This is a genomic window from Streptomyces sp. UF-297 (assembly GCF_058245575.1).
Map to the genome: position 1 here is coordinate 13,203 of NZ_JBSIBZ010000005.1, position 23,306 is coordinate 36,508.

General features: G+C 70.5%; 16 protein-coding genes. 7 read left to right on the forward strand and 9 right to left on the reverse strand.

Features of this window, described 5'->3' with window-relative positions; all coding sequences use genetic code 11:
• Positions 1–33: 33 nt before the first annotated feature.
• Positions 34–423 (reverse strand): DUF7848 domain-containing protein, encoded by a 390-nt coding sequence (locus AC4IJH_RS04760; protein ID WP_490850378.1) that lies wholly within the window; start codon positions 421–423, stop codon positions 34–36.
• Between the two features lie 587 nt (positions 424–1,010).
• Between AC4IJH_RS04760 and AC4IJH_RS04765 the strand changes: the two genes are divergently transcribed.
• The 6 genes from AC4IJH_RS04765 to AC4IJH_RS04790 all read left to right on the forward strand — a co-directional run bounded on the left by AC4IJH_RS04765 (position 1,011) and on the right by AC4IJH_RS04790 (position 11,938).
• Positions 1,011–2,420 carry an FAD-dependent oxidoreductase gene (locus AC4IJH_RS04765; RefSeq protein WP_490850225.1) on the forward strand — a complete coding sequence of 470 codons (1,410 nt, stop codon included), beginning with the start codon at positions 1,011–1,013 and terminating at the stop codon, positions 2,418–2,420.
• A 342-nt stretch (positions 2,421–2,762) separates the two neighbouring features.
• Positions 2,763–3,311, forward strand: coding sequence for an EF-hand domain-containing protein (locus AC4IJH_RS04770; protein ID WP_490850226.1), 549 nt, complete (start codon positions 2,763–2,765; stop codon positions 3,309–3,311).
• A gap of 463 nt (positions 3,312–3,774) precedes the next feature.
• Positions 3,775–8,253 carry a non-ribosomal peptide synthetase gene (locus tag AC4IJH_RS04775; RefSeq protein WP_490850227.1) on the forward strand — a complete coding sequence of 1,493 codons (4,479 nt, stop codon included), beginning with the start codon at positions 3,775–3,777 and terminating at the stop codon, positions 8,251–8,253.
• A gap of 305 nt (positions 8,254–8,558) precedes the next feature.
• Positions 8,559–9,320 (forward strand): hypothetical protein, encoded by a 762-nt coding sequence (locus AC4IJH_RS04780; protein WP_490850228.1) that lies wholly within the window; start codon positions 8,559–8,561, stop codon positions 9,318–9,320.
• An 80-nt stretch (positions 9,321–9,400) separates the two neighbouring features.
• Positions 9,401–10,498 carry a terpene synthase family protein gene (locus tag AC4IJH_RS04785; RefSeq protein WP_490850229.1) on the forward strand — a complete coding sequence of 366 codons (1,098 nt, stop codon included), beginning with the start codon at positions 9,401–9,403 and terminating at the stop codon, positions 10,496–10,498.
• Positions 10,499–10,576: 78 nt separating this feature from the next.
• Positions 10,577–11,938, forward strand: a complete 1,362-nt coding sequence (locus tag AC4IJH_RS04790; protein ID WP_490850230.1) for a cytochrome P450 — start codon at positions 10,577–10,579, stop codon at positions 11,936–11,938.
• A 292-nt stretch (positions 11,939–12,230) separates the two neighbouring features.
• On the opposite strand, the gene AC4IJH_RS04795 is transcribed toward AC4IJH_RS04790, so the two are convergent.
• The 7 genes from AC4IJH_RS04795 to AC4IJH_RS04825 form a co-directional block, all read right to left on the reverse strand.
• Entirely contained in the window at positions 12,231–12,956 is a 726-nt protein-coding gene (locus tag AC4IJH_RS04795) for a DUF429 domain-containing protein (RefSeq protein ID WP_490850231.1), read from the reverse strand.
• A 414-nt stretch (positions 12,957–13,370) separates the two neighbouring features.
• Entirely contained in the window at positions 13,371–14,558 is a 1,188-nt protein-coding gene (locus tag AC4IJH_RS04800; protein ID WP_490850232.1) for a serine hydrolase domain-containing protein, read from the reverse strand.
• 261 nt (positions 14,559–14,819) lie between these two features.
• Complete coding sequence (exaC, locus tag AC4IJH_RS04805) at positions 14,820–16,343, reverse strand: acetaldehyde dehydrogenase ExaC (protein ID WP_490850233.1); 1,524 nt, start codon at positions 16,341–16,343, stop codon at positions 14,820–14,822.
• An 89-nt stretch (positions 16,344–16,432) separates the two neighbouring features.
• A complete protein-coding gene (locus AC4IJH_RS04810; RefSeq protein WP_490850379.1) occupies positions 16,433–17,800 on the reverse strand; it encodes a transcriptional regulator in 1,368 nt (455 codons plus the stop codon).
• A gap of 497 nt (positions 17,801–18,297) precedes the next feature.
• The gene (locus tag AC4IJH_RS04815; RefSeq protein WP_490850234.1) at positions 18,298–19,221 is read right to left on the reverse strand and encodes a hypothetical protein; all 924 of its coding nucleotides are present in this window, start codon (positions 19,219–19,221) and stop codon (positions 18,298–18,300) included.
• Positions 19,218–20,348 (reverse strand): DUF6114 domain-containing protein, encoded by a 1,131-nt coding sequence (locus AC4IJH_RS04820; protein WP_490850235.1) that lies wholly within the window; start codon positions 20,346–20,348, stop codon positions 19,218–19,220. Before AC4IJH_RS04820 ends, AC4IJH_RS04815 begins: the two co-directional genes overlap by 4 nt.
• Positions 20,339–20,860 carry a DUF6230 family protein gene (locus AC4IJH_RS04825; protein ID WP_490850380.1) on the reverse strand — a complete coding sequence of 174 codons (522 nt, stop codon included), beginning with the start codon at positions 20,858–20,860 and terminating at the stop codon, positions 20,339–20,341. The genes AC4IJH_RS04820 and AC4IJH_RS04825 overlap by 10 nt, the downstream gene beginning before the upstream one ends.
• Positions 20,861–21,185: 325 nt before the next feature.
• Between AC4IJH_RS04825 and AC4IJH_RS04830 the strand changes: the two genes are divergently transcribed.
• Positions 21,186–21,851, forward strand: a complete 666-nt coding sequence (locus AC4IJH_RS04830; RefSeq protein WP_490850236.1) for a TetR/AcrR family transcriptional regulator — start codon at positions 21,186–21,188, stop codon at positions 21,849–21,851.
• Positions 21,852–22,004: 153 nt separating this feature from the next.
• Here AC4IJH_RS04830 and AC4IJH_RS04835 read toward each other — a convergent pair whose 3' ends face one another.
• Complete coding sequence (locus tag AC4IJH_RS04835) at positions 22,005–23,285, reverse strand: glycoside hydrolase family 18 protein (RefSeq protein ID WP_490850237.1); 1,281 nt, start codon at positions 23,283–23,285, stop codon at positions 22,005–22,007.
• Between the last annotated feature and the right edge of the window lie 21 nt (positions 23,286–23,306).

Consider the following 23,306-nt stretch of genomic DNA (forward strand, 5'->3'; position numbering starts at 1 on the left):
CACAGGCCGTCAGCACCCGAGGCTTCGCCGTGATCATCGAAGTGCTCCGTTGGGCCGGGCCTGCTCAAGGCGAGGTCCTCCAGAAAGCAGGTGCCGCATCAGCCGTGGTGCATCCCGGCGCCAAGGACGGTTGACGATCTCCCGGAAGGTGTGGTGGGAGGGGCTGCGGCCGACGTGCTGAAACGCCCAGCTCTGGCCGTCTGCGTACTCTTCGGTGGCGGGCGAGGCGTCCTCGCACCCCGCGCACCGCATGGCGTACGTGACGGGCTCCGCGTCCGGTTCCCGGTCCGGTTGGAGCGTCCACTTCTCGTAATGGAGCACGGCGTGGGATCCGCTCAACGCGCCCACCTGCTTTGGAGTTTCGAGACGGTGGGCCGAATGTCTGCGGCAGGTGGCCTGCGCGTGCCGCTCCATGTACGGCATGGCGGTCAGCAGCACTGACTTCGGGGCGGGGCCGGCGGCGGCCAGTACATCGCGGGAAGGGAGATGTTCTGGCCGGTGTGCGCAGCCTGTGGCTCGACAAACGGCATGGGCGGGGACACCGAGGTCAAGGGCGTGCTCACGGAAGCGGACAGCTGCGCCCCGCGGGAAGAAGGCAGCAGTGTTGGGGCAGTTGCCGCCGGAGGTGGCATGCGCCCGTACGGCGACCCGGCTGCGGTTCTGTCTCCAGCTCACTGCCGAGACCTCCCGAGGTCCCTCGGAAGGAGGATTGTGGGGCGGTCGCGTTGTATCCCCGGAACCAGCCTGGCACGGTGGACACTTCCAGCCCTCTGCTGGCGGGGCGGCCGTCAACAGCCGGAACGTCCTGAGGCGTACCCGCTGACGGCGGGGAGTCGCTGACCGAAGGACATCTTCGTTCGCCCGCGACCGCGCACCGGCCCACGCCTCACCCCGGTGATGAGCGGGTCTGCTCTGGCCCCGAGCCGTGCAGCCTGCCGCCTGTGCCAGGGCCGCCCCGGTCCGCTGATCGACAAGCCGCGCGACACAACAACCACACTGGGAGGACGCATATGCCGGAACATCGGCAGGTGAAATTCGCGGGGCGGGCAGCAGTCATCGGCGCAGGTATCGCGGGACTGGTTGCGGCTCGGGTGCTCGCAGACCATTTCGAGAGTGTCGTCGTACTGGAAGCCGCTTCGTTGCCGTCAACGGCCGCCCCCCGCCGCGGTGTTGCGCAGGCACGGCACCAGCACGGTCTGCTGATCAGTGGTGCCTCAGAACTGCAACGTCTCTTTCCCGGACTGCGCGAGGAACTTTCGGCAGATGGGGCGCCGCTGTTCGACTTCGGGCTGCGGGCATCGACGACGGTTGCCGGCTGCCGGCTCCCCCGTGCACCCATGAACGTGACCGTGCAGGCGTTCTCGCGGGACTTGCTGGAATGGAGACTGCGCCAGCGAGTGCTGACGGACACGTCAGTGGTTGTGCGCGACCGGAGCCGGGTCGAGGGGTTGTGCTGGGATCACGGCACATCGCGGGTAGTTGGAGCCCGTTTGGCGGGCGGGCGTACGCTCGAAGCGGCTTTGGTCGTGGATGCTTCCGGGCGGTTCTCCCCCCTCCCGAACTGGCTGGAGCAGGCGGGCTTTCCGAGGCCGGCGCAGAAAGTCACCGATGCGGATCTGGTCTACGCGACCAGGACCATGGAGGCACCGTCACAGGACTTCGACGCGCTGTTCCAGCCGTACAACGCGCCCGAGCAACCGCGCGGTGGGTTCGCCGCGCGGTTGGAGCACGGGAACTGGCTGGTCACGCTGTTCGGCGCGGGCGGAGACCACCCGCCGGTGGACCCCGACGGCTGGCGGCGGTTCGCCGTGAGCCTGAAGAACCCCGATCTCGACCGGCTGCTGGCCTGTGCCACCCCGGTACCGGACGGCAAAATCCATGTATTCAGGCGTACCGAGAACCGTCTCACTCAGTACGCGCGGATGCGCAGATGGCCTGAGGGGCTCGTGGCCGTCGGCGACGCTGTCGCCGCCTTCAATCCGGCTTACGCGCAGGGGATGGCTACCGCCGTGCTCGAAGCCCGGATCCTGGCGGAGCATCTGGCTCGGGTGCGGCGAGTCCGGCCGCACACCATCGATGGCCTCGCGCGGTCTTTCCAGCAGCACATCGCACGTATCGCCCGCAGGCAGTGGGTCATGACCGCAAGCGACGACCTCGTCTGGCAGTATCACAGCCGAGGCCAGCCCCTGCCTTTCTGGCTGCGACCGGTCCCGTGGTACAAGCGACACCTGCTTCGGCTCATGGTGACCGATCCAGGTCTGTACAACCTGTTCATCCACGTCTTTCACATACTCAAGCCTCATACCGCACTGGCCAGTCCCAGGATTCTCGCAAGGGTCCTGCTCGCCTCGGGTGGTCGCGTCGTCGGCAAGGGCGAGGAAGACTGCCGGCCAGTTCAGCAGACGGCCACGAAGTCGTAACCGCGTCCTCGACCGTTTCTGCACTTGGTGTGCTGGGAAAGCGGCAGCAACCCGATGCCGGTATTCGACTCCTGTTGCCGGTCTGTCGTTCGAGTGCCTTGTCGCTGGTGAAGGCGCGAGCGGGCCGGCGGGCGTACGCGCTCACGGTAAGACCGACCGCTCCCGGCCGGTGACACACCGTCCGTTCTGCTATGAACTTGCTTATGCGACTACCCCATTTGCGAGAAGTTCGCCGAACGGGGTGTATGGCGCCGCTGCATTGGACAGGACGCAATAGCTATTGCCGGGTTTCGGACCGGGCGGTGCAACATCCGGAGAAGCCATTCATCGAGGAGTGACACGGTGACCCCCGACCCTATTCTGCGCAAGTATGACTTGATCTTTGATCGGCTCGACGTCGACGGCAACGGACTCCTGGAGTTCGCCGACTGTGAGCGCATGGGCCAGGAGGTAATCCGCTCGGGACGTGTGCCCGCGGACTCCGCCAAGGCGACTGAGCTGTTCACCGCCTACCGGGAGGGGTGGGACCGTCTCGTGGCGGCGGCAGACGGCGACGGCGACGGCGTGATCACCCGCGAGGAGTTCCGGTCCGCCATGTCCGACACCCTGGGGCGTCGGGAGCAGGTGGTCTCCGGGTGCCGATCGGTACTGGACGCCGAATTCTCGGCCATCGACGAAGACGACGACGGACTCGTCCCGGTCGCCGATTTCCAGCGCTACCTGGAGGCCCTGGGCTCCAGCCCGGCCGAGGCCGCGGCAACGTGTGCACTGCTGGATACGAACAACGACGGACAGGTCGCCCGGGAAGAATTCCACGCGGGCTGGGCGCAGTACCTGCTCAGCGACGACCTCTCCGATGCGGGCAGCAACTTCCTCGGCAGCGTGGTCTGACCGTCACCTCGGTTTCCTCGCACATCTCACCCCCGCAGGGCACGCGGCAGGAGAGCACGGTTCTTCTGTTCCTGTGACGGCATTGCCTGCTGTCCCGCCAAACATCTGCCGGGGTGGCCCGCGAGGACCGCATCTGTTCGGCGCCGGCGGTATCGGCTCTGCCCCGTTCTGAAAGTCGGAGCAGGGGCACGTCTTGCCGCCGGCCCCGCACCGGCCGGGAGGGACCTCTTCCCCTCCGGCGCCCCGTGAGCAGCAGAGCTTGCGAGGAAAAATCAGGCTTGGATCCTCACGCCTGAAATCATATTCACCTCGCACGACGAGAAACCCGTTTACCTCCTGAATAAATTCGAGCAGGCAAGGTGTTTGCCACGCCGATCATCTCGGGAATGTATCCGGACGAAAAAGGTTGGTATTGCGGCTCTCTCTTTTTGAGCCTGCAGGCGTTTTCACTTCGAGCTCCCTGATGCACTTTCTGAGCTGCTGTCTCTATGGCCGGCTTTTGCCAGGGGTGCTTCTACTTGACGCGTACGTCGCTACCTTCGGGAGAAACGTGACTGACATTCTCGGATCGTGCGAGGCCCGTTCGGATTCCCCGCACCCGGAATGCGGCATTACCTTGTGGCAACTGCTGTGCGAGCGTGCGAAAGAACTGCCAGGCGCGACAGCGGTGACCGATGCCTCGGAGAGCCTGACCTATCCCCGGCTCGTGGATGAAGCTTCCGCATGGGCCCGGTACCTGCGTTCGGGCGGGATCGGCCCGGGGGACGCGGTGGCCTGCGCCGTCCCGCGAGGTGTGCGGGCGGTAGTGGCGCAGTTGGCGGTGTTCGCCGCAGGCGCGGTGTACGTGCCGGTGTCCCCCGATGATCCGCCGGACCGGCTTCGTGATCTGCTGGCGGGGGTGGGCGCGCGGCGGGTGCTCACACTGTCGGGGCAGCGCCTGCCCGATGGCGTCGACCGGCTCGACATCGACGAGCCGGTGGCCGGCCACCACTGCGGCATCGGTTCCGTGGAAGCCGGGAGCCTGCCAGGACCTTCGCCGGAGACGCTTGCGTACATCATCCACACCTCGGGCACGTCGGGTCGGCCCAAGCCGGTCGCGGTCGCGCACAGAGCCATCTCGCACACCATGCGAGCCTATGCGCAGCGCTTTGCCGTGCCTGTCCGGTGTATGGCGGTCGTATCGCCGATGACGACGGACGCGGCACTGCCAGGAATCTGGTGGACGCTGCTGGCCGGTGGGACCGTGTGGCTGGCTCCCGCGGACCCGTCGCAGGCGCTGAGCGAGCTCACCGCCCGGTTGGCCCGGGGGCCGGTCAGCCATGTCGTCCTCACGCCTTCGCTGTACGGAGCGGTACTGCCCCGTCTGGAGGGGCCGTCGCCGGACTTGCGGCAGGTCGTGCTGGCGGGAGAGCAGTGCCCCAGCGAGCTGGCCGCCGATCACCACCGCAGGATGCCGGGCGTGGAACTGGTCAACGCCTACGGGCCCACGGAGGCAGCTGTGTGGTGCGCGGCCGCAGTGCTTCGGCCGGGGGAGCCCGTCACGGTCGGCGCCGCGCTGCCGGGTACGCCGGTACTCGTGATCGGCGGGAACGGGCAGCCCGTTCCCGCAGGTGAGACTGGTGAGGTGTGCGTCGCGGGGGCCGGGCTGGCGCAGGGCTACCCCGGGGACGCCGAGCTGACCGCGTCCCGTTTCGTGCCCCGTCCGGGCGACGCACGCCAGCGGATGTACCGCACGGGTGATGTCGGTCGATTCGACGAGAGCGGCAGGCTGGAGCTACTGGGCCGACGCGATGCCCAGGTGAAGGTGCGTGGTTTCCGTGTGGAGCCCGAGGGTGTTGCCCGGGTGCTGCAAGAGGTGCCCGGGGTGCGGAATGCGGCGGTGAGCGCCCACCAGGGCCGCCTGGTGGCCCACGTAGTCCCGCAGTGGGACGAGCGGAGCGCGGCCCGGCAGCTGCACGAGACCTGGGACGAGCTCTTCCGCGGTCTGGACTTCCGTGCGGAACGGGCGGGGTGGACCAGCAGTTACACCGGAGAGCGGCTTCCGGACGCGGAGATGGACGAGTGGGTCGATGCCGCGGTGCGCCTGGCCACCGAGGGCGGCCCCCCGGGCAGCCTGCTGGACCTGGGGTGCGGCTCGGGCATGATCCTGACCCGGCTGGCCGAAGCGGCGGCGCGCGTCGTGGGGGTGGACACCTCCGCCGAGTCCCTCGCCGCCCTGCGCACCCGGCTCGACGCCATGGGGCTGTCCCATGTCGAGCTGCGGCAGGGGGACGTGACCAGTGCGGGGGACGTCACGGGGATGGATCTCGTGCTGTGCAACTCGGTCGTGCCCTACCTGCACTCGGACGCGCATCTGACCCGGGCCGTGACGGCCGCGCTGGGGGCGTCCGCGCCCGGCGGGCGGGTGGTGTTCGCAGACGTGAAGGACCGTACGGTGCAGGACGCCTTCCACGCCGCCGTGGTTCTCGACGGGGCAGACGACGCCGTGGGAGTGGAGGTGCTGCGTACCCGGTGGCGGCGCCGGGTCGCGCTCGATCCGTACCTGCTGGTGGACCCGCGCTGGTTCACCCGCTGCGGAGCGCCGCATGCCGAGGTGCGGCCGCGCACCGGGCGAGCCCGCAACGAGATGAACGACTTCCGCTTCGACGCGGTCCTCACCCCCCAACTCCCGGCCTCCGTCATCGAGGTGGAGCAGTGGTGCTCCTGGCCCGGGGCCCTGGGCGGGCTGCGTGAGCTGCTGGCAGCGCAAGCGGGCCCGGTAGGCGTCCTGCGGGTGCCCGACCGCCGTACGGCCGGGGCGTGCGCGGTACGGGATGCCCTCGCGGCGGGCCGCAGCGGACTCACCGCCGCCGACCTGCGTGCGCTGGCCGCACGAGCGGAAGCCGACGCCGTACACCCCGCGGCTGTGGAGGAACTGGCAGCGGAACTGGGGCGGCAGGTACGGCTGTCCCGTGCGGCGGGATACCGCGACGGCGCCTTCGACGCCGTATTCCTTCCCACCGCCTCTGCGGACCCGGGCGTGGCTGCCGAGACGCCCGCGATCCGGTGGCCGCGGCCGGTGTGCGACGACGAACTCGTCTCGGCGCCCCTGCACCGGCACGTCCTGGCCCGGGCCTGCGAGGAACTGCTGCCCGCGCTGCGCCGTCAGGCTGATGCCCGTCTGCCCGAGCACGAGCGGCCCAGCCGGTACGTGCTGTTGACGGAACTGCCCCTGGGCCCCAACGGCAAGCTCGACCGGGCGGCCCTGCCCGCACCGTCGAGCGAACGGCCTGTGGTGTCCACGTCCTACCGGGCACCGGAGACACCGGTCGAGGAGACTCTCACCGAGATCCTGGCGAGCGTTCTGCAGCTGGACCGGGTGGGCGTGGACGACGACTTCGTGGAACTGGGCGGCGACTCGCTGCGGGCCGTTCGGGCCGCCACGCAGATCGGCGACGCCGTGGGCCGGAGCGTCCCGTCCCGCACCGTGCTGGAGCACCCCACCGCGGCACGACTGGCCGCACACCTTGCCCGTCCGGCCGCGGACACGCCACTGCCCGGCCAGCGGGCTGCGCCCGTGCCGGACGCCTTGCGGGAAGTCGGTCCGGACGGGGTGCGGCTGGCCGTCGGGCCCACGCAACAGTTCCTGCGGGTCAACGACGACCGGGCCGGCGGAATCCTGCCCAGTCACGGACCGCGATTCTCGCTGGAATGCCACTACCGCATCCGCGGCCCCCTCGACGTCGCTGCCCTGTCGGTGGCCGTCGACCGTCTCGTGGCCCACCAGCCCGCACTGCGCACCGCGGTGCGCCTGACCGGCGAACCGGGCGACCTGCACCAGACCGTCCGCCCCGCCGGCAAGGCGGTCCTGCACCACCACCGCGACCCCGTACCCGGCCAGGGCGGCCCCGAGGAGGCCCTGGCGGCCCTGCACGCCGCCGATCCCCTCGACGCCGCTGCCGGGCACGTCTTCACCGCGACCCTGCTCACCGCCGGCCCGCACGATCACCTGCTGGGCCTGCGACTGCACCACCTCACCTCCGACGGCTGGTCCCTCAACCTCGTCGAACAGCAGCTGTCCACCCTGTACGCGGACGCTGTCGCGGGCCGCACCAGCTCCCTGCCGCCAACCGACTACTACGCACTGAACGCACCGGAGGAACCGCGCGCCGAGGACGTCGCTTTCTGGGCGCAACGGCTCTCCGGAGCCCGCCCCGGCGTATTGATCCCGCCCGCGCAGCTGGGCGCTCACACCGATGTCCACGACGCCCTGCTGCGGACCCGGCGCGTCCCCGCCGCCACCGCCACCGCGTTCCGGGAGCTGGCCCGCACCGAACGTCTGACCCCGGCAAGCGCGCTGTACGCGCTCTTCGCCGCCGCCGTGGCAGCCGATACAGGGCAGGACGAGACGCTCCTTCTCGCGGTGAGCGCCGCCCACCCGGCAGGCACCGCCCACACCGCGGGCCTGTACGCCCAGGCCGTCCCCGTACGCCACCACGTGCCCCAAGATCCCGCGCTGACCGTGCGCCAGGCCCTGCACGCCGCGGACGCCGCCCTGCACCAGGCGCTGCGTCACGACAGCTCCTCCCTGCTCACCTTGGCAGGAGTGCACCCGCCGATCGGAGAGCTCTTCGCCGCCTCACAGTTCGTCTTCTACGACTACCTGCCACCCGTCGAGGGGCTGCGCCTGACCGGCTGCGCCGTCGAGCGCACCGACCAGCTCGACCCTGCCTTCTCCGGCCAGCTCTTCCAACTGCCCTGCGACCTGGGCCTGCTGGCCCGCGAGAACGGAGACGCACTGGACCTGGCCGTCATCTTCGACCCCGCCTACGCCCCGCCGCACTACGCCGAGAACCTGCTGCACCGCCTCGCGGACGCGCTCACCGCCCTGGCCGACTCCGCCGCCGACCGCCCCTGGAAGGGGCTGGTTCCCGCCGATTCCTGGCTCGCCGGCCTGCGCTGACCGACTGCCCGCTGCCGGGATCGGCTCGCAGCAGTCCCGCCGCCCGGCCGACGGGATCGGTGGCACAGGCTCCATGACTGGCCCTCTCCCACCGGCCGAGCCGCTTCTCCGTCTCGGCGAAACCCGGCCCTCCCAGCCTCGGCGGCGCACCCGCCCGCACCCACGCCTGCCCGGCTGACCCTCTCCTGCGGCCTGCTCCGCTCCGCGGCCCACTGCCCACCGGGCACGCTTCCTGCGCCCGCACCTGCGTGCCCCGCCAGGGCACGGCCGTCCCGTCCCGCTCTCCTCAACCGAAGGACACTTCCATGCTCAATGCCCACGACGAACGCCGCGAGACCCGGACCGCAGGCTGGATCGGGATCGCCATGGTGGCGCTCTTCCTGGTCCCGCTGCCCTTCGTCCGTAACCCGTTGAGCCGCCCCTTCCCGTACTGGAGCGACTCCTCCGACAGCATCGGCACCTGGTTCGCCGAGAACCCGTCGATCTCCGGCTACACCATCGACATCGCCTTCGGCCTGCTCTTCATCTGGTTCGCCGCCGGCCTCAAGCGGTGGCTCACCGCCCCGGGGCGGGCGCCGCTGCAGGCCGAACTCCTCATCCCCAGCGCCCTGTCCGTGGGCATCTGCTGGATGATGTCCAACGCCGCGTTCCTCCTCGGCCCCGTCGCCGCCGAGCGCCCGGACGCCATCAGCAGCGCCTACCTGCACCTCACTTACGACCTGTGCGTCACGTTCGGCTACGCGGGCTCCCTGCCGCTGGCCCTGTTCTCCTACGCCGCGGGCAGCCTGATCCTGAAGAACACCACCCTGCCCCGCTGGACCGGCTGGACCTCCCACGTCCTGGCCGTGGCGCACTTCGGGTACTTCTTCAACGTCCTGACCACCAGCGACACCCCCTTCACCCCGTGGGGCTGGGGCAGCTTCGGCTCCTACGTCGGCTTCGCCCTGTGGGCCCTGGCCCTGTGCGTGATGATGATCCGCTCTCCGCGTCCCGCCCCGCCGCTCGCCCACGTCCCCGCCCCCGCCGACCGGGCCGCGGTGACCATCCCCACGGCTCCCACGGCCTGACCCTTCCGCACGCACCCTCCCGGCCGGGCCCTCAAAGGCCCGGCCCCTCACCCGCCCCGGCCATTCACCCAGGAGGTTCCATGGCCACCCGCACACACACTCCGCTCACCGTGCCGCCCCTGTACTGCCCGTTCCCCGCCCGCCGCTCTCCGCATGCCCAGGCCGTCGACGCCGGGAGCCTCACCTGGATGCAGTACTTCGACCTCTTCCGGGACGACGCACACCGCGAGTACACCCGCCGTGCCCATGTGGGGGACTTCGTCGGCCTCGGCATCCCCGACGGCCGTGCCGACACCCTCCTGGCCGGTACGAACTACTGCAACTGGCTCTTCGCCTTCGACGACGCACTGTGCGACGAGACCCTCGGCGGCACCACCCCCGAAACCCTCGCCCCCTACCTCGCCCGCCTGAGCCGTGCCCTGCACACTCCCGACGCCCCGCTGATGCGCGACGACAAGTGGGCCGCCTCCCTCCTCGACATCCGCCACGCCCTCGCCCAACAAGGCACCCCCGCCCAGGTCTACCGGTGGACCGACCAGGTCGACGCGTACTTCTCCGGCCTGGTCTGGGAAGCCGCCATCCGGCAGAAGCCGCACTCGGCGAGCCTGGACGACTACCTCATGATGTGGCAGAGCAGCAGCGCCGCCCTGTCCGCCCTCGCCTTCATCGAAATCGCCCAGGACTACGTCCTGACCGCCGAGGAGTACCACGACCCGCGCATCCACGTCCTGCACGACCTGTGTGTCGCCCTCATCGCCTGGCACAACGACACCACGTCCTACAACAAGGAAACCTTCCGCGAACGGCACTTCGGCTACCCCGAGGCAATGAATCTGGTGCCCGTCCTCGCCCGGCACCACGGCTGCACCCCCCAACAGGCCCTGCGCGAAGCGACGTTGATGCACGACCGGGCCATGCACCGGCTGCACCACCTCGCCCGGCAACTCACCAGCGGTGACAACCCCCGGCTCGCCCGCTACGCACAGGCCCTGACCGACTGGGTCGCCGGCAGCCTGCACTGGCACCTCACCAGCGGCCGCTACAACGACCCCAACGACCCCGGCCAGACCGTGGCCCCCCGCGTCCGGATGCCCGCCGTTGTCACCCGGCCCGCCGACCCCGCGCGCCTCGATCAGCCCCTCACCACACCCGTTGCCGCCTGGTGGTGGAACGCCTGACCGGCAACCCCAGCACGCCCGCATGCCCCACGGCGCCCGGCGCCGATCACGTCCCACCCAGCTTCCGCCAGGAGAACAATGACCTTCACCGCCTCCCGGCCCTCCGGCACCTCCGCGCCCCTGCCCCTGCTGCCCGGTGCGCTGCCCCTGGTCGGGCACGCCCTGCGCCTCCTCAACGACCCGGCGGGGTTTCTCACCGCCGCACCCGCCCACGGACCGCTGTCACACGTCCGGCTGGGCCCGCTGACCGCCACTCTCGTCAGTGACCCCGCCCTCACCCGGGAAGTCCTCCTCGACGACGCTCTCTACGACAAGGGCGGACCCCTTTACGACCGCATCGCCGACGTCATGGGCAACGGCATGCTCGCCTGCCCCCACGCCCGCCACCGGCACCAACGGCGTCTGCTCCAGCCCGTCTTCCACAAGGACCGCCTGCCCGCCCACCTCGACCTCATGGCCGCCGAAATCACCGACGGCATCGACCAGTGGCAGCCGGGCCGCACCCTGGACATGGCCGCCCAGGCCCAGTCCCTGACCGCCCGCGCGATCGTCGCCACCCTCTTCGACGGCACCCTGGACCCCGCCACCGTCGCCACCATGGTCCACGACATGTCCGCGATCACCGCCGGCATCTACACCCACGCCCTGCTCCCCGCCGCGTACACCCGCCTGCCCCTGCCCGCCCACCGCCGCTACACCCGCGCCCAGAGGAGCCTGCGCGCCACCCTGGGCCGCATCATCGCCGAACACCGCTCCCGCGCCACCGACCACGGCGCCTTCCTGAGCCTCCTGACCGAAACCGGCCCGGACGGCCGCACCCTGTCCGACAAGGACGTCAGCGACCAGGTCATCACCTTCTTCATCGCCGGAATGGAAACCACCGGCAACGCCCTCGCCTGGGCCGCCCACCACCTCGCCCAGGACCCCGCCCTCCAGCAGCGCGTGCACGCCGAAGCCGCGGACCTTCCCCCGGGCCCCCTCACCCACGCCCACCTGCCCGACCTGGAACTCGTCGGCCGCGTCATCACCGAAACGCTGCGGCACTACCCACCCGTCTGGCTCCTGACCCGCACCGTCACCCGGAACACCACCCTCGGCGGCCACCCCTTGAACGCCGGGGACACCCTCGTCGTCAGCGCCTACCTCGTCCAGCACCTCCCCTCCGCCCACCCGAGCCCCCACCATTTCGACCCCGACCGCTGGGCGCCCCCGCACACCGCACCCCCCGTTACCGGCTCCCTCATCCCCTTCGGCCTGGGCGCCCGCAAGTGCATCGGCGACGCCCTCGGCATCGGCGAACTCACCCTCGCCCTCGCCGCCCTCACCCGCCGCTGGCAGCTCTCACCCGCGACCTCCGTACCCGTCCGCTACGAAAAGGACATCGTCATCCGCCCCCACAACCTCCACCTCCACCTCCAACCCCGCCACCGAAGCGCCTGACCCCGCCTCACGGGAAACGCGACGACCGCGACAGGCTGCGACATCACGACCCGGGTCAGCCGTCCACGTCAGCCCGTCCATCACCGAGTCGGCCAGGGTGAATCACACCCCGGTAGCCCATACATCCATCACAACGTTGCGCGGCCACGGTCCGCCACCGGTTCGCGCTCGCCGTGCCAGAGCCGGTCGCCGTGGCGGCCCACGCCTCGTGGGCGGCTTCGATCGCAGTCAGTCCTGCGCTTCGGTGATTCGGCGGAGTGGGGTGCCGACCAGGGCCGGATCCCCGGAGGCATCAGGCGAGCAGCTGGTGCAGGGAGTTGGGGTGGGGGAGGTGGATCCAGCCTTCGCTGCGGGCCAGGGCCGCGTCGGGGCTGTTGGGCCACGTGGTCAGGCCGCAGGCCACCGCTCGGGCCACCAGGGCGGACAGGAGTGCGTCGTAGGCGTCCTGGCTGCCGGCGAACTCTTCTTCGGCGCCGGTCTCCAGGCGCAGCCAGGGGGCGGCGGCCAGCAGTTCGCCCAGGGTGCCGCTGGTCAGGCCCCAGCGGTGACGGGCCGCGGCCGGGTACACCTCCGCCATCGTTCCGGCGCCGGTGCGGTCGACCACGCGGCCGCGGGATGCCAGCAGTGCCTGCAGGCGGGCCCAGCGGGCCGCGACCGCTCCGAGCTTGTCGAAGGAGACCGACAGCGGGGGGCGCGGTGCGGTCCGGGCCACCATCGTGTCGGTGCGCCGGTAGCGCAGGGCGCGCAGGTCCTGGGCCCCGTCGATATCCCTTCCGGGCCAGGACGGCTGGGGTGCTGCGTGGGCGGCCACCGCCGTGCTGAAGGCGGCGGGCCAGCCGAACGGGCAGTCCACCCCGGCCCGGTCCCCCTCGCCCAGGGCGCACAGCAGTTTCAGCAGCCGCTCATCGTCACAGGCCTGGTAGGGGCGCTGTACGACGGCCCGGCCCAGCTGCCACTCGATGAGCGCGCAGGCGGTGCGCGGTGGCCGCGCGGACAGATCAATGCCGAGAGTACGCATGCCGTCCACCCTCCCCGGGCCCGGCGCGCCTCATGATCCGAACGCAACTACGCATCCGGATAGGGGACTTCACGCCCCTGCCCTGTCAGGGCGGACAGGATCCGCCAGGGCGGTGCCGTCGGAATCCCGGCCCGGCCATCTGCGGCGGGTGTGGTTCCTTCGGCGGGACGGGCTGAGCTGGTGTTGTGCCGAATCGGGTGTGCGTGGCACTGATCCCGCACGGGTGAACGCCGCAGGTGGTCACGGCAGCTGCGATCAGGATCGCTGGGAGAGCGGTCGCCGGGAGCCCAGGCCGACCGGCGTCTCTCAAGGGATCACATGCCAGTGGGGAACCCGCAGGTGTGGGCTGCCGGGGCCGTACGCGAAGGGAGTCACACCCGTACGGCGTCCTGGAGCCGGACCCCTGCTGGCCGGTCAACTGCCCGCCGGTGAACAGAATTCCGCCTTCATGATGCCGGTTCCGGCGCTGTCGGGGACGCCCCAGTCGCCGTTGAGGTTGAGGGCGAGGGTGTGCCGGCCGTCCTCGGTGGTGACGGCCTGGGAGATCGAGCCGAGCCAGCCGCCATCGTGGCCCCAGACCCACGTCCCGCAGGCTGTCTTGTACGTCGCGATGCCCAGGCCGTAGCGGTATGCGGGGTTCTGCGGGTGCGGGACGGTCGTCTTCATCTCGGCGAGCTGCTCGGCGGGCAGCAGTTCGCCACGGAGCAGGGCGCTGTAGAAGCGGTTCAGGTCCGCGGCGGTGGAGATGATGTCGCCGTCGCCCCAGGACTGGGAGGCGTTCTGCCGGGTGACGTCGTAGACCTTCGTCGCGTCGGGATCGGCGCTCAGGGTGGAGTAGGCCCGGCTGCTCGGCTCGGGCACGTCCGCCGAATGGCCGGGCAGGACGGTGCCGTGCAGCCCGAGCGGCTCGATGATGCGGTGGCGGATCTCGTCCTCGTAGCTGCGGCCGCCGGCCTTCTCCATGATCAGGGCGGCCAGGACGTAGTTGGTGTTGGAGTAGCCGTACCGGGCGCCGGGTTCGAAGGCCGGCCGGTGCGACAGGGCGGTCCGTACGGCCAGGTCGGGTGTCACCGTGTCATAGCGGTGCCTGAGAAAGCCCGGGGCCCGGACGTACTTCTTGAGATGGCCGGGATCCTCGGTGTAGTCATAGATCCCGCTGGTGTGGTTGAGCAGCTGACGTACGGAAACCCTCCGCCCGTCGTTGCCGTTGCCCCGCACCACACCCGGCAGCCACCGCTCCACCGCGTCGTCGAGGCCGACCTTCCCCTCCGCCTTCTGCTGCAACAGCACGGTCGCCACGAACGTCTTGGTGATACTGGCGACACGGAAGCGGTCATCGACGCTGCGCGGCCGGCCCGTCGCGCGGTCGCCGACCCCCGACGTACTCCGCCACACCCCCTTACGGTCCCTCGCCTGCGCCGTAATCCCGGGAACCCCGGCCCGCACGATCGCGTCCATGACCCGCTGCGTGGCCTCATGCCCCCCGCCCCGCGCAGCGCCACCCGACGCCCCCGCCCCTGCGGGGGCGATGAACGCGCTGACGGCGAGGGCCCCGGCAACCAGCGCCCCCGCTGCGCCGCGCGCCATCCGACGAGCTGCCATGCCTCGCTCCATACGGATACCTGCCTTTACGGGGTACGGTGCCCGCCGCTTTCCCGGAGAGCGCCCGGGCGCAGCGTCAACACCCTTCGCACAGAAGAGACTTCACAGCAGCCGCGCAGGTTGAGCCGCACCGCACCTCATCGAGCAGTCCGCGCAGGAGTGGGACCGCGTCGACGAGGGCGGGGCGGGCATCGCCCTGAGCGGGCCGAGGAGAAGGCGCCTGACGGGCGAAAGCCCGACTCAGGCGCCTATCTCGTGCCTCTAGAAGAAACCGAGGGGCTTCGGGGAGTAGGACACCAGGAGGTTCTTGGTCTGCTGGTAGTGGTCCAGCATCATTTTGTGGGTTTCGCGGCCGATGCCGGACTGCTTGTAGCCGCCGAAGGCGGCGTGGGCCGGGTAGGCGTGGTAGCAGTTGGTCCAGACGCGGCCGGCCTGGATGGCGCGGCCCGCGCGGTAGGCGGTGGAGCCGTCGCGGGTCCAGACGCCGGCGCCCAGGCCGTAGAGGGTGTCGTTGGCGATGGAGATGGCGTCGTCGAAGGAGGTGAAGGGGGCCACCGCCACGACCGGGCCGAAGATTTCCTCCTGGAAGACGCGCATGTCGTTGCTGCCTTCGAAGATGGTCGGGCGGACGTAGTAGCCGCCCTCCAGGTCGCCGCCGAGTTCGGCGCGGGCGCCGCCGGTGAGGATGCGGGCGCCCTCCTTCTGGCCGATGTCCAAGTAGGAGAGGATCTTCTCCAGTTGGTCGTTGGAGGCCTGGGCGCCGATCATGGTGTCGGTGTCCAGCGGGTGGCCCTGGACGATGCGTTCGGTGCGGGCCACGCCCGCGTCCAGGAAGTCGCGGTAGTGGCCGCGCTGGATCAGCGCGCGCGACGGACAGGTGCACACCTCGCCCTGGTTGAGGGCGAACATCGTGAAGCCTTCGAGGGCCTTGTCGAGGAAGTCGTCCTGGGCGGAGGAGACGTCGTCGAAGAAGATGTTGGGGCTCTTGCCGCCGAGTTCGAGGGTGACGGGCTTGAGGTTCTCGGAGGCGTACTGCATGATCAGGCGCCCCGTCGTGGTCTCCCCGGTGAACGCGATCTTGGCGACCCGGGGGCTGGAGGCGAGCGGCTTGCCCGCCTCGGCCCCGAAGCCGTTGACGATGTTGACGACGCCGGGCGGGAGCAGGTCGGCGATCAGGCTCATCCAGTAGTGGACCGAGGCCGGGGTCTGTTCGGCGGGCTTGAGGACGACGGCGTTGCCGGCCGCGAGCGCCGGGGCGAGCTTCCATGCCGCCATCAGGATGGGGAAGTTCCAGGGGATGATCTGCGCCACGACGCCCAGGGGCTCGTGGAAGTGGTACGCGACGGTGTCCTCGTCTATCTGGGACAGGCCGCCCTCCTGGGCGCGTATCGCCCCCGCGAAGTAGCGGAAGTGGTCGATGGCGAGGGGGATGTCGGCGGCCAGCGACTCCCGTACGGGCTTGCCGTTCTCCCAGCTCTCCGCGACCGCGAGAGCAGGGAGGTTCTGCTCCATGCGGTCGGCGATGCGGTTGAGTACGGCGGCTCGCTCGGCGGGGGAGGTGCGGGCCCAGGCGTGCGCGGCGGCGTGCGCGGCGTCCAGCGCGCGCTCGACGTCGTCGGCGGTGCCGCGGGCGACCTCGGTGAAGGTGCGGCCGTTGACCGGCGTCGGGTTCTCGAAGTAGCCGCCCTGCTTGGGCGGTACGTACTCGCCGCCGATCCAGTGGTCGTAGCGCGGCTGGTAGGACATGACGGAGTCGGCGGAACCGGGGTCTGCGTAGCGGGTCATGGGGCGGCCTTTCGGTGGTGTGTGCGGGTGGGGTGTGCGGGCGGTTGGGGTGTGGGGCGGTTGGCGTGGGCGGACGGCTCGGGCGCGGGTTAGGGACGGGTACGTTGCACTGACGTTGCGTGGGCGGAGTGCTCGTACGGGGAGCACCGGTATCGCGTTCCGGAGGGCGGGGGAGTGCTGCCGCGATCCATGAGGCCGTACGCCGTACGCAGCCGCGCTGCCTGCGCGCGGGCAGCCGACTGCCCTGCCTCCGGCGGAGGGAGGGTTGTGTGCAGTGCCTCCCATATCTCCAGTATCTCCAGGTCGCCCTCGCCCCAAGGGGTTTGGGACCAGTGGCGCAAGTGGGCGGGATCCCGCTCCACGAGGACCGCGTCGCGCAGCCGGGTCTCCAGCGTGTCGCGCAGCCGTCGTACGCCCGGAGATTCCGAGTGCGGCAGGGGCGGACCGCCGCAACCGCGCAGTGCAGCGGACAGGTCTCCGGCCGTCAACTCCCTCTCCACGGCGTCCAGATCGCTGTTCGCGGGCGTACAGAGCCGGTACGGGCGGGGGCCGAGCGCGGGGCCCAGCAGCCGCCGCAGTCGGGAGGGCTCGGCGCGCAGCATCACCGGCCGTACGTCCCGCTCTCCGTAGAGGAGGAGAGTGAGTTGATGGATCGTCAGGCCCTCGGGGTGGCGGGCCGGCAGGAGTGCGATCTCGCTGTGGCGTCGGCCGAGCCGCGGTTGACGTCCGTCCGTGACGAGCAGCGCCTCGTCGCGACCCAGTGTGGTCAGGTGAAGGCGGGGGCCGCCGTGCTCTGCCGTGTCGGTGGCGGCCAGATGTGCCCCGGCGGCGGGGGCGGCGGCCCGGACCAGCGCCAGGCTGTGCGGGCCTGCCAGGTGGTCGCCGCCGGTGATGTCCACCGCGCCCAGCAGCCTGCCGACCCGTACGTCATGGAGTGGCGCGGCGGCACGGGTCCATGGCTGAACCCGCGTGTTGAAGTCCTCGGCGGCGAAGATCTGCACCGGGTGGTTGGCGGCAAGGGCGGTGCCCGGTGCGTTCGTTCCGGCGTGCCGCTCGTCCCGGCGGGCCCCGGCCACGAAGTTCATCCGCTCGGCCTGACGTACGACCCCGGGGTGCCCCTCGATCCACAGCAGCCGGCCCTGGGCATCGCAGATGGCCAGGAGGCGTGCGCCGTCGTCGGCGGAGGTGCCCAGCAGGTTCCGGAAGAGGGGCATGGCGCGGGCGAGTGGATGTGTCTCGCGGTAGGTGCGCAGCTCCGGCTCGTCGACATCGATCGGCGCGATCTCGTCGGTCGCCGCGCCCGCACTCGCCGACCGCCGCCAGGAGTCGGCGACCACCTGGCGCACCGGGGGCGCACCGGACGCCCCGGCCAGGAACGCCGCATGCGCGCGGCGCACCGTGCGGGTGTGCTCCGCCGGATCGGCTCCCGTCGCCGGCGCGAGCCAGGGGTTGACCACGTGCCACCTCTCCGCTGCCGTCGCCGCCTTTGCTGCGGCTGAGCTCGGCATGTGTGCGTTTGTCGTTCGGTCCGTACGGCCGTGCCCGGGCGTTCGTGCCCGTACGGTCGCGTGACCAGGCCGGAAGGTGTCCCGACGCCGCTGGCCGGACATGCCCGTACGGTCCCCGCCCACGTGGCCGAAGTGCATACGCCGACTGCACTGTTGGTACGCCACCCACGCCCTCGGCGGACGCACACGGGCGCCGCTCGTGCCCGCCCGCCGACCGCCAGGGGGCGCAGCTCACACCCGTTCGCCGACCGACGTCGAGCCTGCCCCGCGCCCGCACGCCGATCGTGCTCGTACGGCAGCGGACAGTAAAGCCCCAGGGGCAGGGATCAGCCATTGGCTCCGGTCAGGTTCGGCCATCGGCTTTGTAGGGAACGGGCGCTCAGCTGACTCTGCGCGCGTGGCACGCGGACGGGGTGCGGTGGGCCTCGTCGTGCGTACACCCAGCCCTACCCGGCGGCCCGTCCCACCCGCGCCTTCGGCACCCGATCCGCCACCGCCCGCCAGTGCCCCTTGGGCAGCCCCACGAGCCCGTACAGCAGTCGTACGGGAGAGCGGCGCGGCAGCAGCAACAGACCCGCGCCGACGGCGAAGAGCAGCAGGCCGAGGGGGAAGCCCAGCGGGCGGATCAGGAGGCTGGCGAGGAGCGCGCCGGCGAAGGGCAGTACGTACAGTCCCGCGCCCGCGATGGCGACCGCGATGACCCGCGGCACCTTCAGGTCCTCGGCGCCGCCCGGCAGCCGCCAGCCCTCGATCAGCCAGCCGATCTCCGCCAGGAGCATGGTCGCGATGACGGCGGCGCCGAAGACGAGGAGGGACAGGAATGTTCCGGAGGTGAGGAAGTCCAGGACGTTGTTGATCACGCTGTCCTTGGGCCAGTCGCGCAGTTCGGTGCCACTGAGGCTGAGGAAGCGCCGGTAGCCCTGCCCGTCCCAGCCGTGGATCATGGTGCCGAAGAGCAGGAAGTACCCGGCCACGCAGTTCAGATACGCCCAGTAGCCCGCCCCGACCAGGCACAGGGCCTGGGCGAGCAGGAAGCCGAGGAGCGCGCCGATCACGATCCCCCCGGAGTAGAGCAGGGCGAATCCCGCCCACAAGCCGCGGTGCCCGTCCGCGATGTGCATCGTCGCCCAGGAGGGGTTGAGCCACATCAGGAACAGCCCGGTCGGCACCATCAGCACCGCGGCGAACAGCAGCGTGAGGCAGAGGTACGGATTCGCCGCACGGCTGACGAGCCGCGGCGCCAGCAGTTTGGGCATCCCGGACCGGTCGGTGGCGCGGCGCTGGAAGAACTGGAGCTGGCGGGCGGCGGACAGCGCGAAGGTGGAGCCGATCGCGTACGCCCAGAACAGTGCGGCCGGCAGCTGGATCATGACGAACCCGGCCGGAGCGGCTTCGCGTCGGCGCGCAGCGTGAGCCCGTCGGCGACGATCAAGTCCGAGGTGACCAGGGCCTGTTCGGCGTCCACGTCGGTCATGTAGACGAAGGGCGGGACGACGGGAGGCACCGGGAGCGTGTCCGGAGTGAAGGTCAGACACAGGATGCCCTGCAGGCAGCCGCTGAACTTGGTCAGATACAGCGTCACGTCCCCGCTGAGGTTCAAGTTGTCGGCTCCCAGGCCGAGTTCGGGACCGCCGTCGCGGGTCACGAGCCGGTAGTCGGTCAGCGACGCCGCCCGCATCTTGAGCACCATGACCTTCAGCGGTCCGTCGGCGGTCGGCATGTGGGTCACGCCGGCGATCGTGAAGCCCTGCGGCGCGAACATGGACGTGGTCACGGTCGGCGGGACGGTCGGCGCGGGAATGCCGTCCGCGGCGCGCGCCGGACCGGCCGGAGTCCCTACGGCCGCAAGGAGCGCGACCGGCAGCACGACAGCGAGTACCTTCCCGCCGGACCCGGACCCGGACCCGGACCCGGACCCGGACCCGGACCCGGACCCGGACCCGGACCCGGACCCGGACCCGGACCCGTTCTCCACCTCCACCCCCTGACCGTCGCGCGCGCCCTTCCCGCCGTCCCCTTCTTCCTTATCTCCGTTGCCGTCCTCGTCTCCGTCCCCGTCTCCGTCCCCGTCTCCGCCTCCGTCCCCGTCGTCATCACCGCGCACGGGCGTCCACCCGAACCCCATCGCACTCCCCGCTATCCCCAGCCCCATCCCCACCAGGAATCCACCGAGGTTCGTCGCGGCGAAGGACAGCACCGACAGGATCAGCGCGTTGATGCTCACGTAGTGGTGCGAAGACGGCATGAGCCACAGGAAGAGCCCCGCCACGATCAGTGCCAGCCCGATGCCGATGGCCGCGAGGCCGCCCAGCCCCAGGCTCACCAGCACCGTCAGCGGCGACAGCGGTACGAGCAGCAGTTCGGCGCCGCCCAGGATGAGCAGCAGCCCGGCCCAGAAAGGCCGGGTCCGCCGCCACTTGCGTACCACCGACCGCTGTTCGGGCCACGGCAGCCTGCGTTCCAGCCACCCCGCGTGGCGGCCCGCGGTCAGAAGCACTTCTTGCCGCCCAGGCTCACATCCAGTTTCATGCCCTTGAGGCGGAAGTTACCGCCGGTGGCCGACCAGGCATGCGACCTGACCGAGGAGACCTCGATGTCGCCCGCCTGGAGACCGAACTTGCCCTTCTCGCCCTGCACTCCGGGCACGGAGTCCAGCGTGGAGGCGTCCCGGCCGATCTGGGCCGTACCGAAGCGGGCGTCGCCGACCAGGTCCTCGCCGTCGATGACGAGGTTGTCGGCGGTGACATCGCCGGCGTCGCCACCGGCCATCAGCTTGAACACCACCGTGCCGATCGGGGTCTTGACCTCGGCGGCCTGGCAGATGTCGGCCAGCCTGGCCGTGCCCAGGCCCAGCAGCGCGACCGCGTGCCCCTTGTTGTCGGCGTCGCGGTCGATGTTCACGTACGAGGCGAGGCCCTTGCTGGTCAGCTTGCTGGTCGTGACCTGGAAGTTGGTGCCCGAGACGGCGAAGGAGGCGGCCAGCGCCCCCTCGGCCATCACCGACGCCATCGCGCCCACCGCCAGCACCGCGGGCAGGGCCACCACCGCGGTCTTCTTCCAGGCTGTTCTGCCCTCTGGCAGGCGCCGGGACCTTCTGCTCACTGCGTCCTCCCCGGGGTTGCTGATCGCGACCGTCCGTACGGGCGGGTACGGATCCACGGCCGCGTACGGACACGTACGGGCGCGCGTGGGAAGTGCTGTGCAAAGAGTGCTTCGAGCGTGCTTCGGGAGTGCTCCATCGAGCCGCCGTAGGGCGAAGCCGCAGGTGGCTCCTGCCTGCCGGGCCTCTGCCATACTGCGGAAAACCCGTGGCAGTTGGAGACTAGGGCGGATTTTGAATAATAGTCAACAGCGCGGACCGGTCACCTCGACGGCTGCCCGCAGCACCGAACGCTCCCAGGCGCGCAGGGCCGAACTCATCGCGATCGGCCGGAAGTTGTTCGCCGACACCTCCTACGACGCGCTGTCCATGGACGACATCGCCCGCCATGCCGGTGTCGCCAAGGGCCTGATCTACTACTACTTCAAGAACAAGCGCGGCTATTACCTCGCGATCATCGAGGAGTCCGTGGCGGAACTGGTCCAGCGTGCCGGTTCCACCCACGATCTGCCGCCCGTCGAGCGCGTGCAGCACACCGTCGACGGGTACCTGCGCTACGCCCAGCACCACCAGGCCGCCTACCGCGCCATCGTCACCGGCGGCGTCGGCTTCGACGCCGAGGTCCTGGCCATACGCGAGGCGGTCCGCGAGCAGTTACTGGCCACCATCGCGCACACCGCCTGGGGCCGCGAGGACATACCGCCGCTGGCCCGTACCGCCCTGATCGGCTGGCTCTCCAGCGTGGAGGGCGTCACCCTGGACTGGATCAAGGACCGCCCCGGCGTCCCGCCCCTGGAGCGCGGCACGGTCTGCTCCCTGCTGGTGCGGGGCCTGGGCGACACCCTCCGGCTGATCGAGGAGTACGAACCGGACTGCCCGGCCCCCACGCGCCGGCCGTAACGGAAACGCCGCACGGGCGCATACGCCGCACGGGCGCATACGCCACAGAGACGCATGCGCCGCGAGGGCGGCGAACGCTCGCAGGGGCCGCGAACGCGGTGCGAGGGCGGCAGGCCGAAGCCTCCCGCCCTCGCAACACGCCCTGCCGACGCGTTACTTGATCGCCTTGATCAGCTCTCCGTTGGCCGTGTCCCCGCTCAGCTCCCAGAAGAAGGTGCCGCCCAGCCCCTGCTGGTTCTTGTACGCCATCTTGGTGCCGATGGTCTCCGGGGTGTCATAGCTCCACCACTGGTCACCGCACTTCGCGTACGCCGTGCCGCCGACCTTCCCGGTGGCGGGGCAGCGACCCTTGAGGATCTTGTAGTCCTCGAACCCGGGCTCGTACTTGCCCGGCGCCGGGCCCGTGGCCGTGCCGCCCGGTGCGGCCTGGGTCACGCCCTGCCAGCCGCGTCCGTAGAAGCCGAGGCCCAGCAGCAGCTTGGCGGACGGGATGCCCAGGTCCTTGAGCTTCTTGATGGTGTCGGTGGTGTTGAAGCCCGCCTTGGGGATCCCGTTGTAGGAGGTCAGCGGGGAGTGCGGGGCGGTCGGGCCCTTGGCGTCCCACGCGCCGAAGTAGTCGTACGTCATCGGGTTGTACCAGTCGACGTACTGGGCGGCGCCCGCGTAGTCGGTCGCGTCGATCTTGCCGCCGGAGGAGGCGTCCGCCGTGATCGCGGCGGTGACCAGGTTCGACGTACCGAACTTCTGCCGCAGTGCCTTCATCACGCCGGTGAAGGCCTGCTTGCCGCTGGTGTCGCAGGTCAGCCCGCAGGCGTTGGGGTATTCCCAGTCGATGTCGATGCCGTCGAAGACATCGGCCCAGCGCTTGTCCTCGACCAGGTCCAGGCAGGACTGGGCGAACGCGGCGGGGTTCTTGGCGGCCTGGGTGAAGCCGCCGGACCAGGTCCAGCCGCCGAAGGACCAGATCACCTTCAGGTTGGGGTGCAGCTTCTTGAGCTTGCGCAGCTGGTTGAAGTTGCCGCGCAGCGGCTGGTCCCAGGTGTCGGCCTTGCCGTCCACGCTCTGGTCGGCGGTGTAGGCCTTCTCGTAGTCGGCGTATCCGTCGCCGATGGTGCACTTGCCGCCCTGGACGTTGCCGAAGGCGTAGTTGATGTGCGTGAGCTTGTCCGCCGAACCGGACGTCTGGATGTTCTTGACGTGGTAATTGCGGTCGTAAACGCCCCAGTTGGTGAAGTAGCCGATCACCTTGGTGCCGGCGGCGTCGCTTCCGGCGGCCGGCGCCGCCTTCGGGGCGGCCGCCGGTTTCGCGGGGGAGGGGGACTGGCCCGCGGAGGCGGAGCCGGCGAGCAGGGTGCCGGCCAGTGCCGCCGTACACAGTGCGGTGGTTGCGGCGATCAGCGCGCGCGGTGATCGCGTCCGGTGCGGTCTGAGCATGGTCTCTCCTCGGAGGGGGGA

Coding starts and splice junctions, on each gene's coding strand:
- AC4IJH_RS04760 (WP_490850378.1), bottom strand. CDS start 423: ATGCCGTACATGGAGCGGCACGCGCAGGCCACCTGCCGCAGACATTCG.
- AC4IJH_RS04785 (WP_490850229.1), top strand. CDS start 9,401: ATGGCCACCCGCACACACACTCCGCTCACCGTGCCGCCCCTGTACTGC.
- exaC (WP_490850233.1), bottom strand. CDS start 16,343: ATGACCCGCTACGCAGACCCCGGTTCCGCCGACTCCGTCATGTCCTAC.
- AC4IJH_RS04800 (WP_490850232.1), bottom strand. CDS start 14,558: ATGGCAGCTCGTCGGATGGCGCGCGGCGCAGCGGGGGCGCTGGTTGCC.
- AC4IJH_RS04795 (WP_490850231.1), bottom strand. CDS start 12,956: ATGCGTACTCTCGGCATTGATCTGTCCGCGCGGCCACCGCGCACCGCC.
- AC4IJH_RS04835 (WP_490850237.1), bottom strand. CDS start 23,285: ATGCTCAGACCGCACCGGACGCGATCACCGCGCGCGCTGATCGCCGCA.
- AC4IJH_RS04815 (WP_490850234.1), bottom strand. CDS start 19,221: ATGATCCAGCTGCCGGCCGCACTGTTCTGGGCGTACGCGATCGGCTCC.
- AC4IJH_RS04780 (WP_490850228.1), top strand. CDS start 8,559: ATGCTCAATGCCCACGACGAACGCCGCGAGACCCGGACCGCAGGCTGG.
- AC4IJH_RS04765 (WP_490850225.1), top strand. CDS start 1,011: ATGCCGGAACATCGGCAGGTGAAATTCGCGGGGCGGGCAGCAGTCATC.
- AC4IJH_RS04775 (WP_490850227.1), top strand. CDS start 3,775: ATGCACTTTCTGAGCTGCTGTCTCTATGGCCGGCTTTTGCCAGGGGTG.
- AC4IJH_RS04825 (WP_490850380.1), bottom strand. CDS start 20,860: ATGGCGTCGGTGATGGCCGAGGGGGCGCTGGCCGCCTCCTTCGCCGTC.
- AC4IJH_RS04790 (WP_490850230.1), top strand. CDS start 10,577: ATGACCTTCACCGCCTCCCGGCCCTCCGGCACCTCCGCGCCCCTGCCC.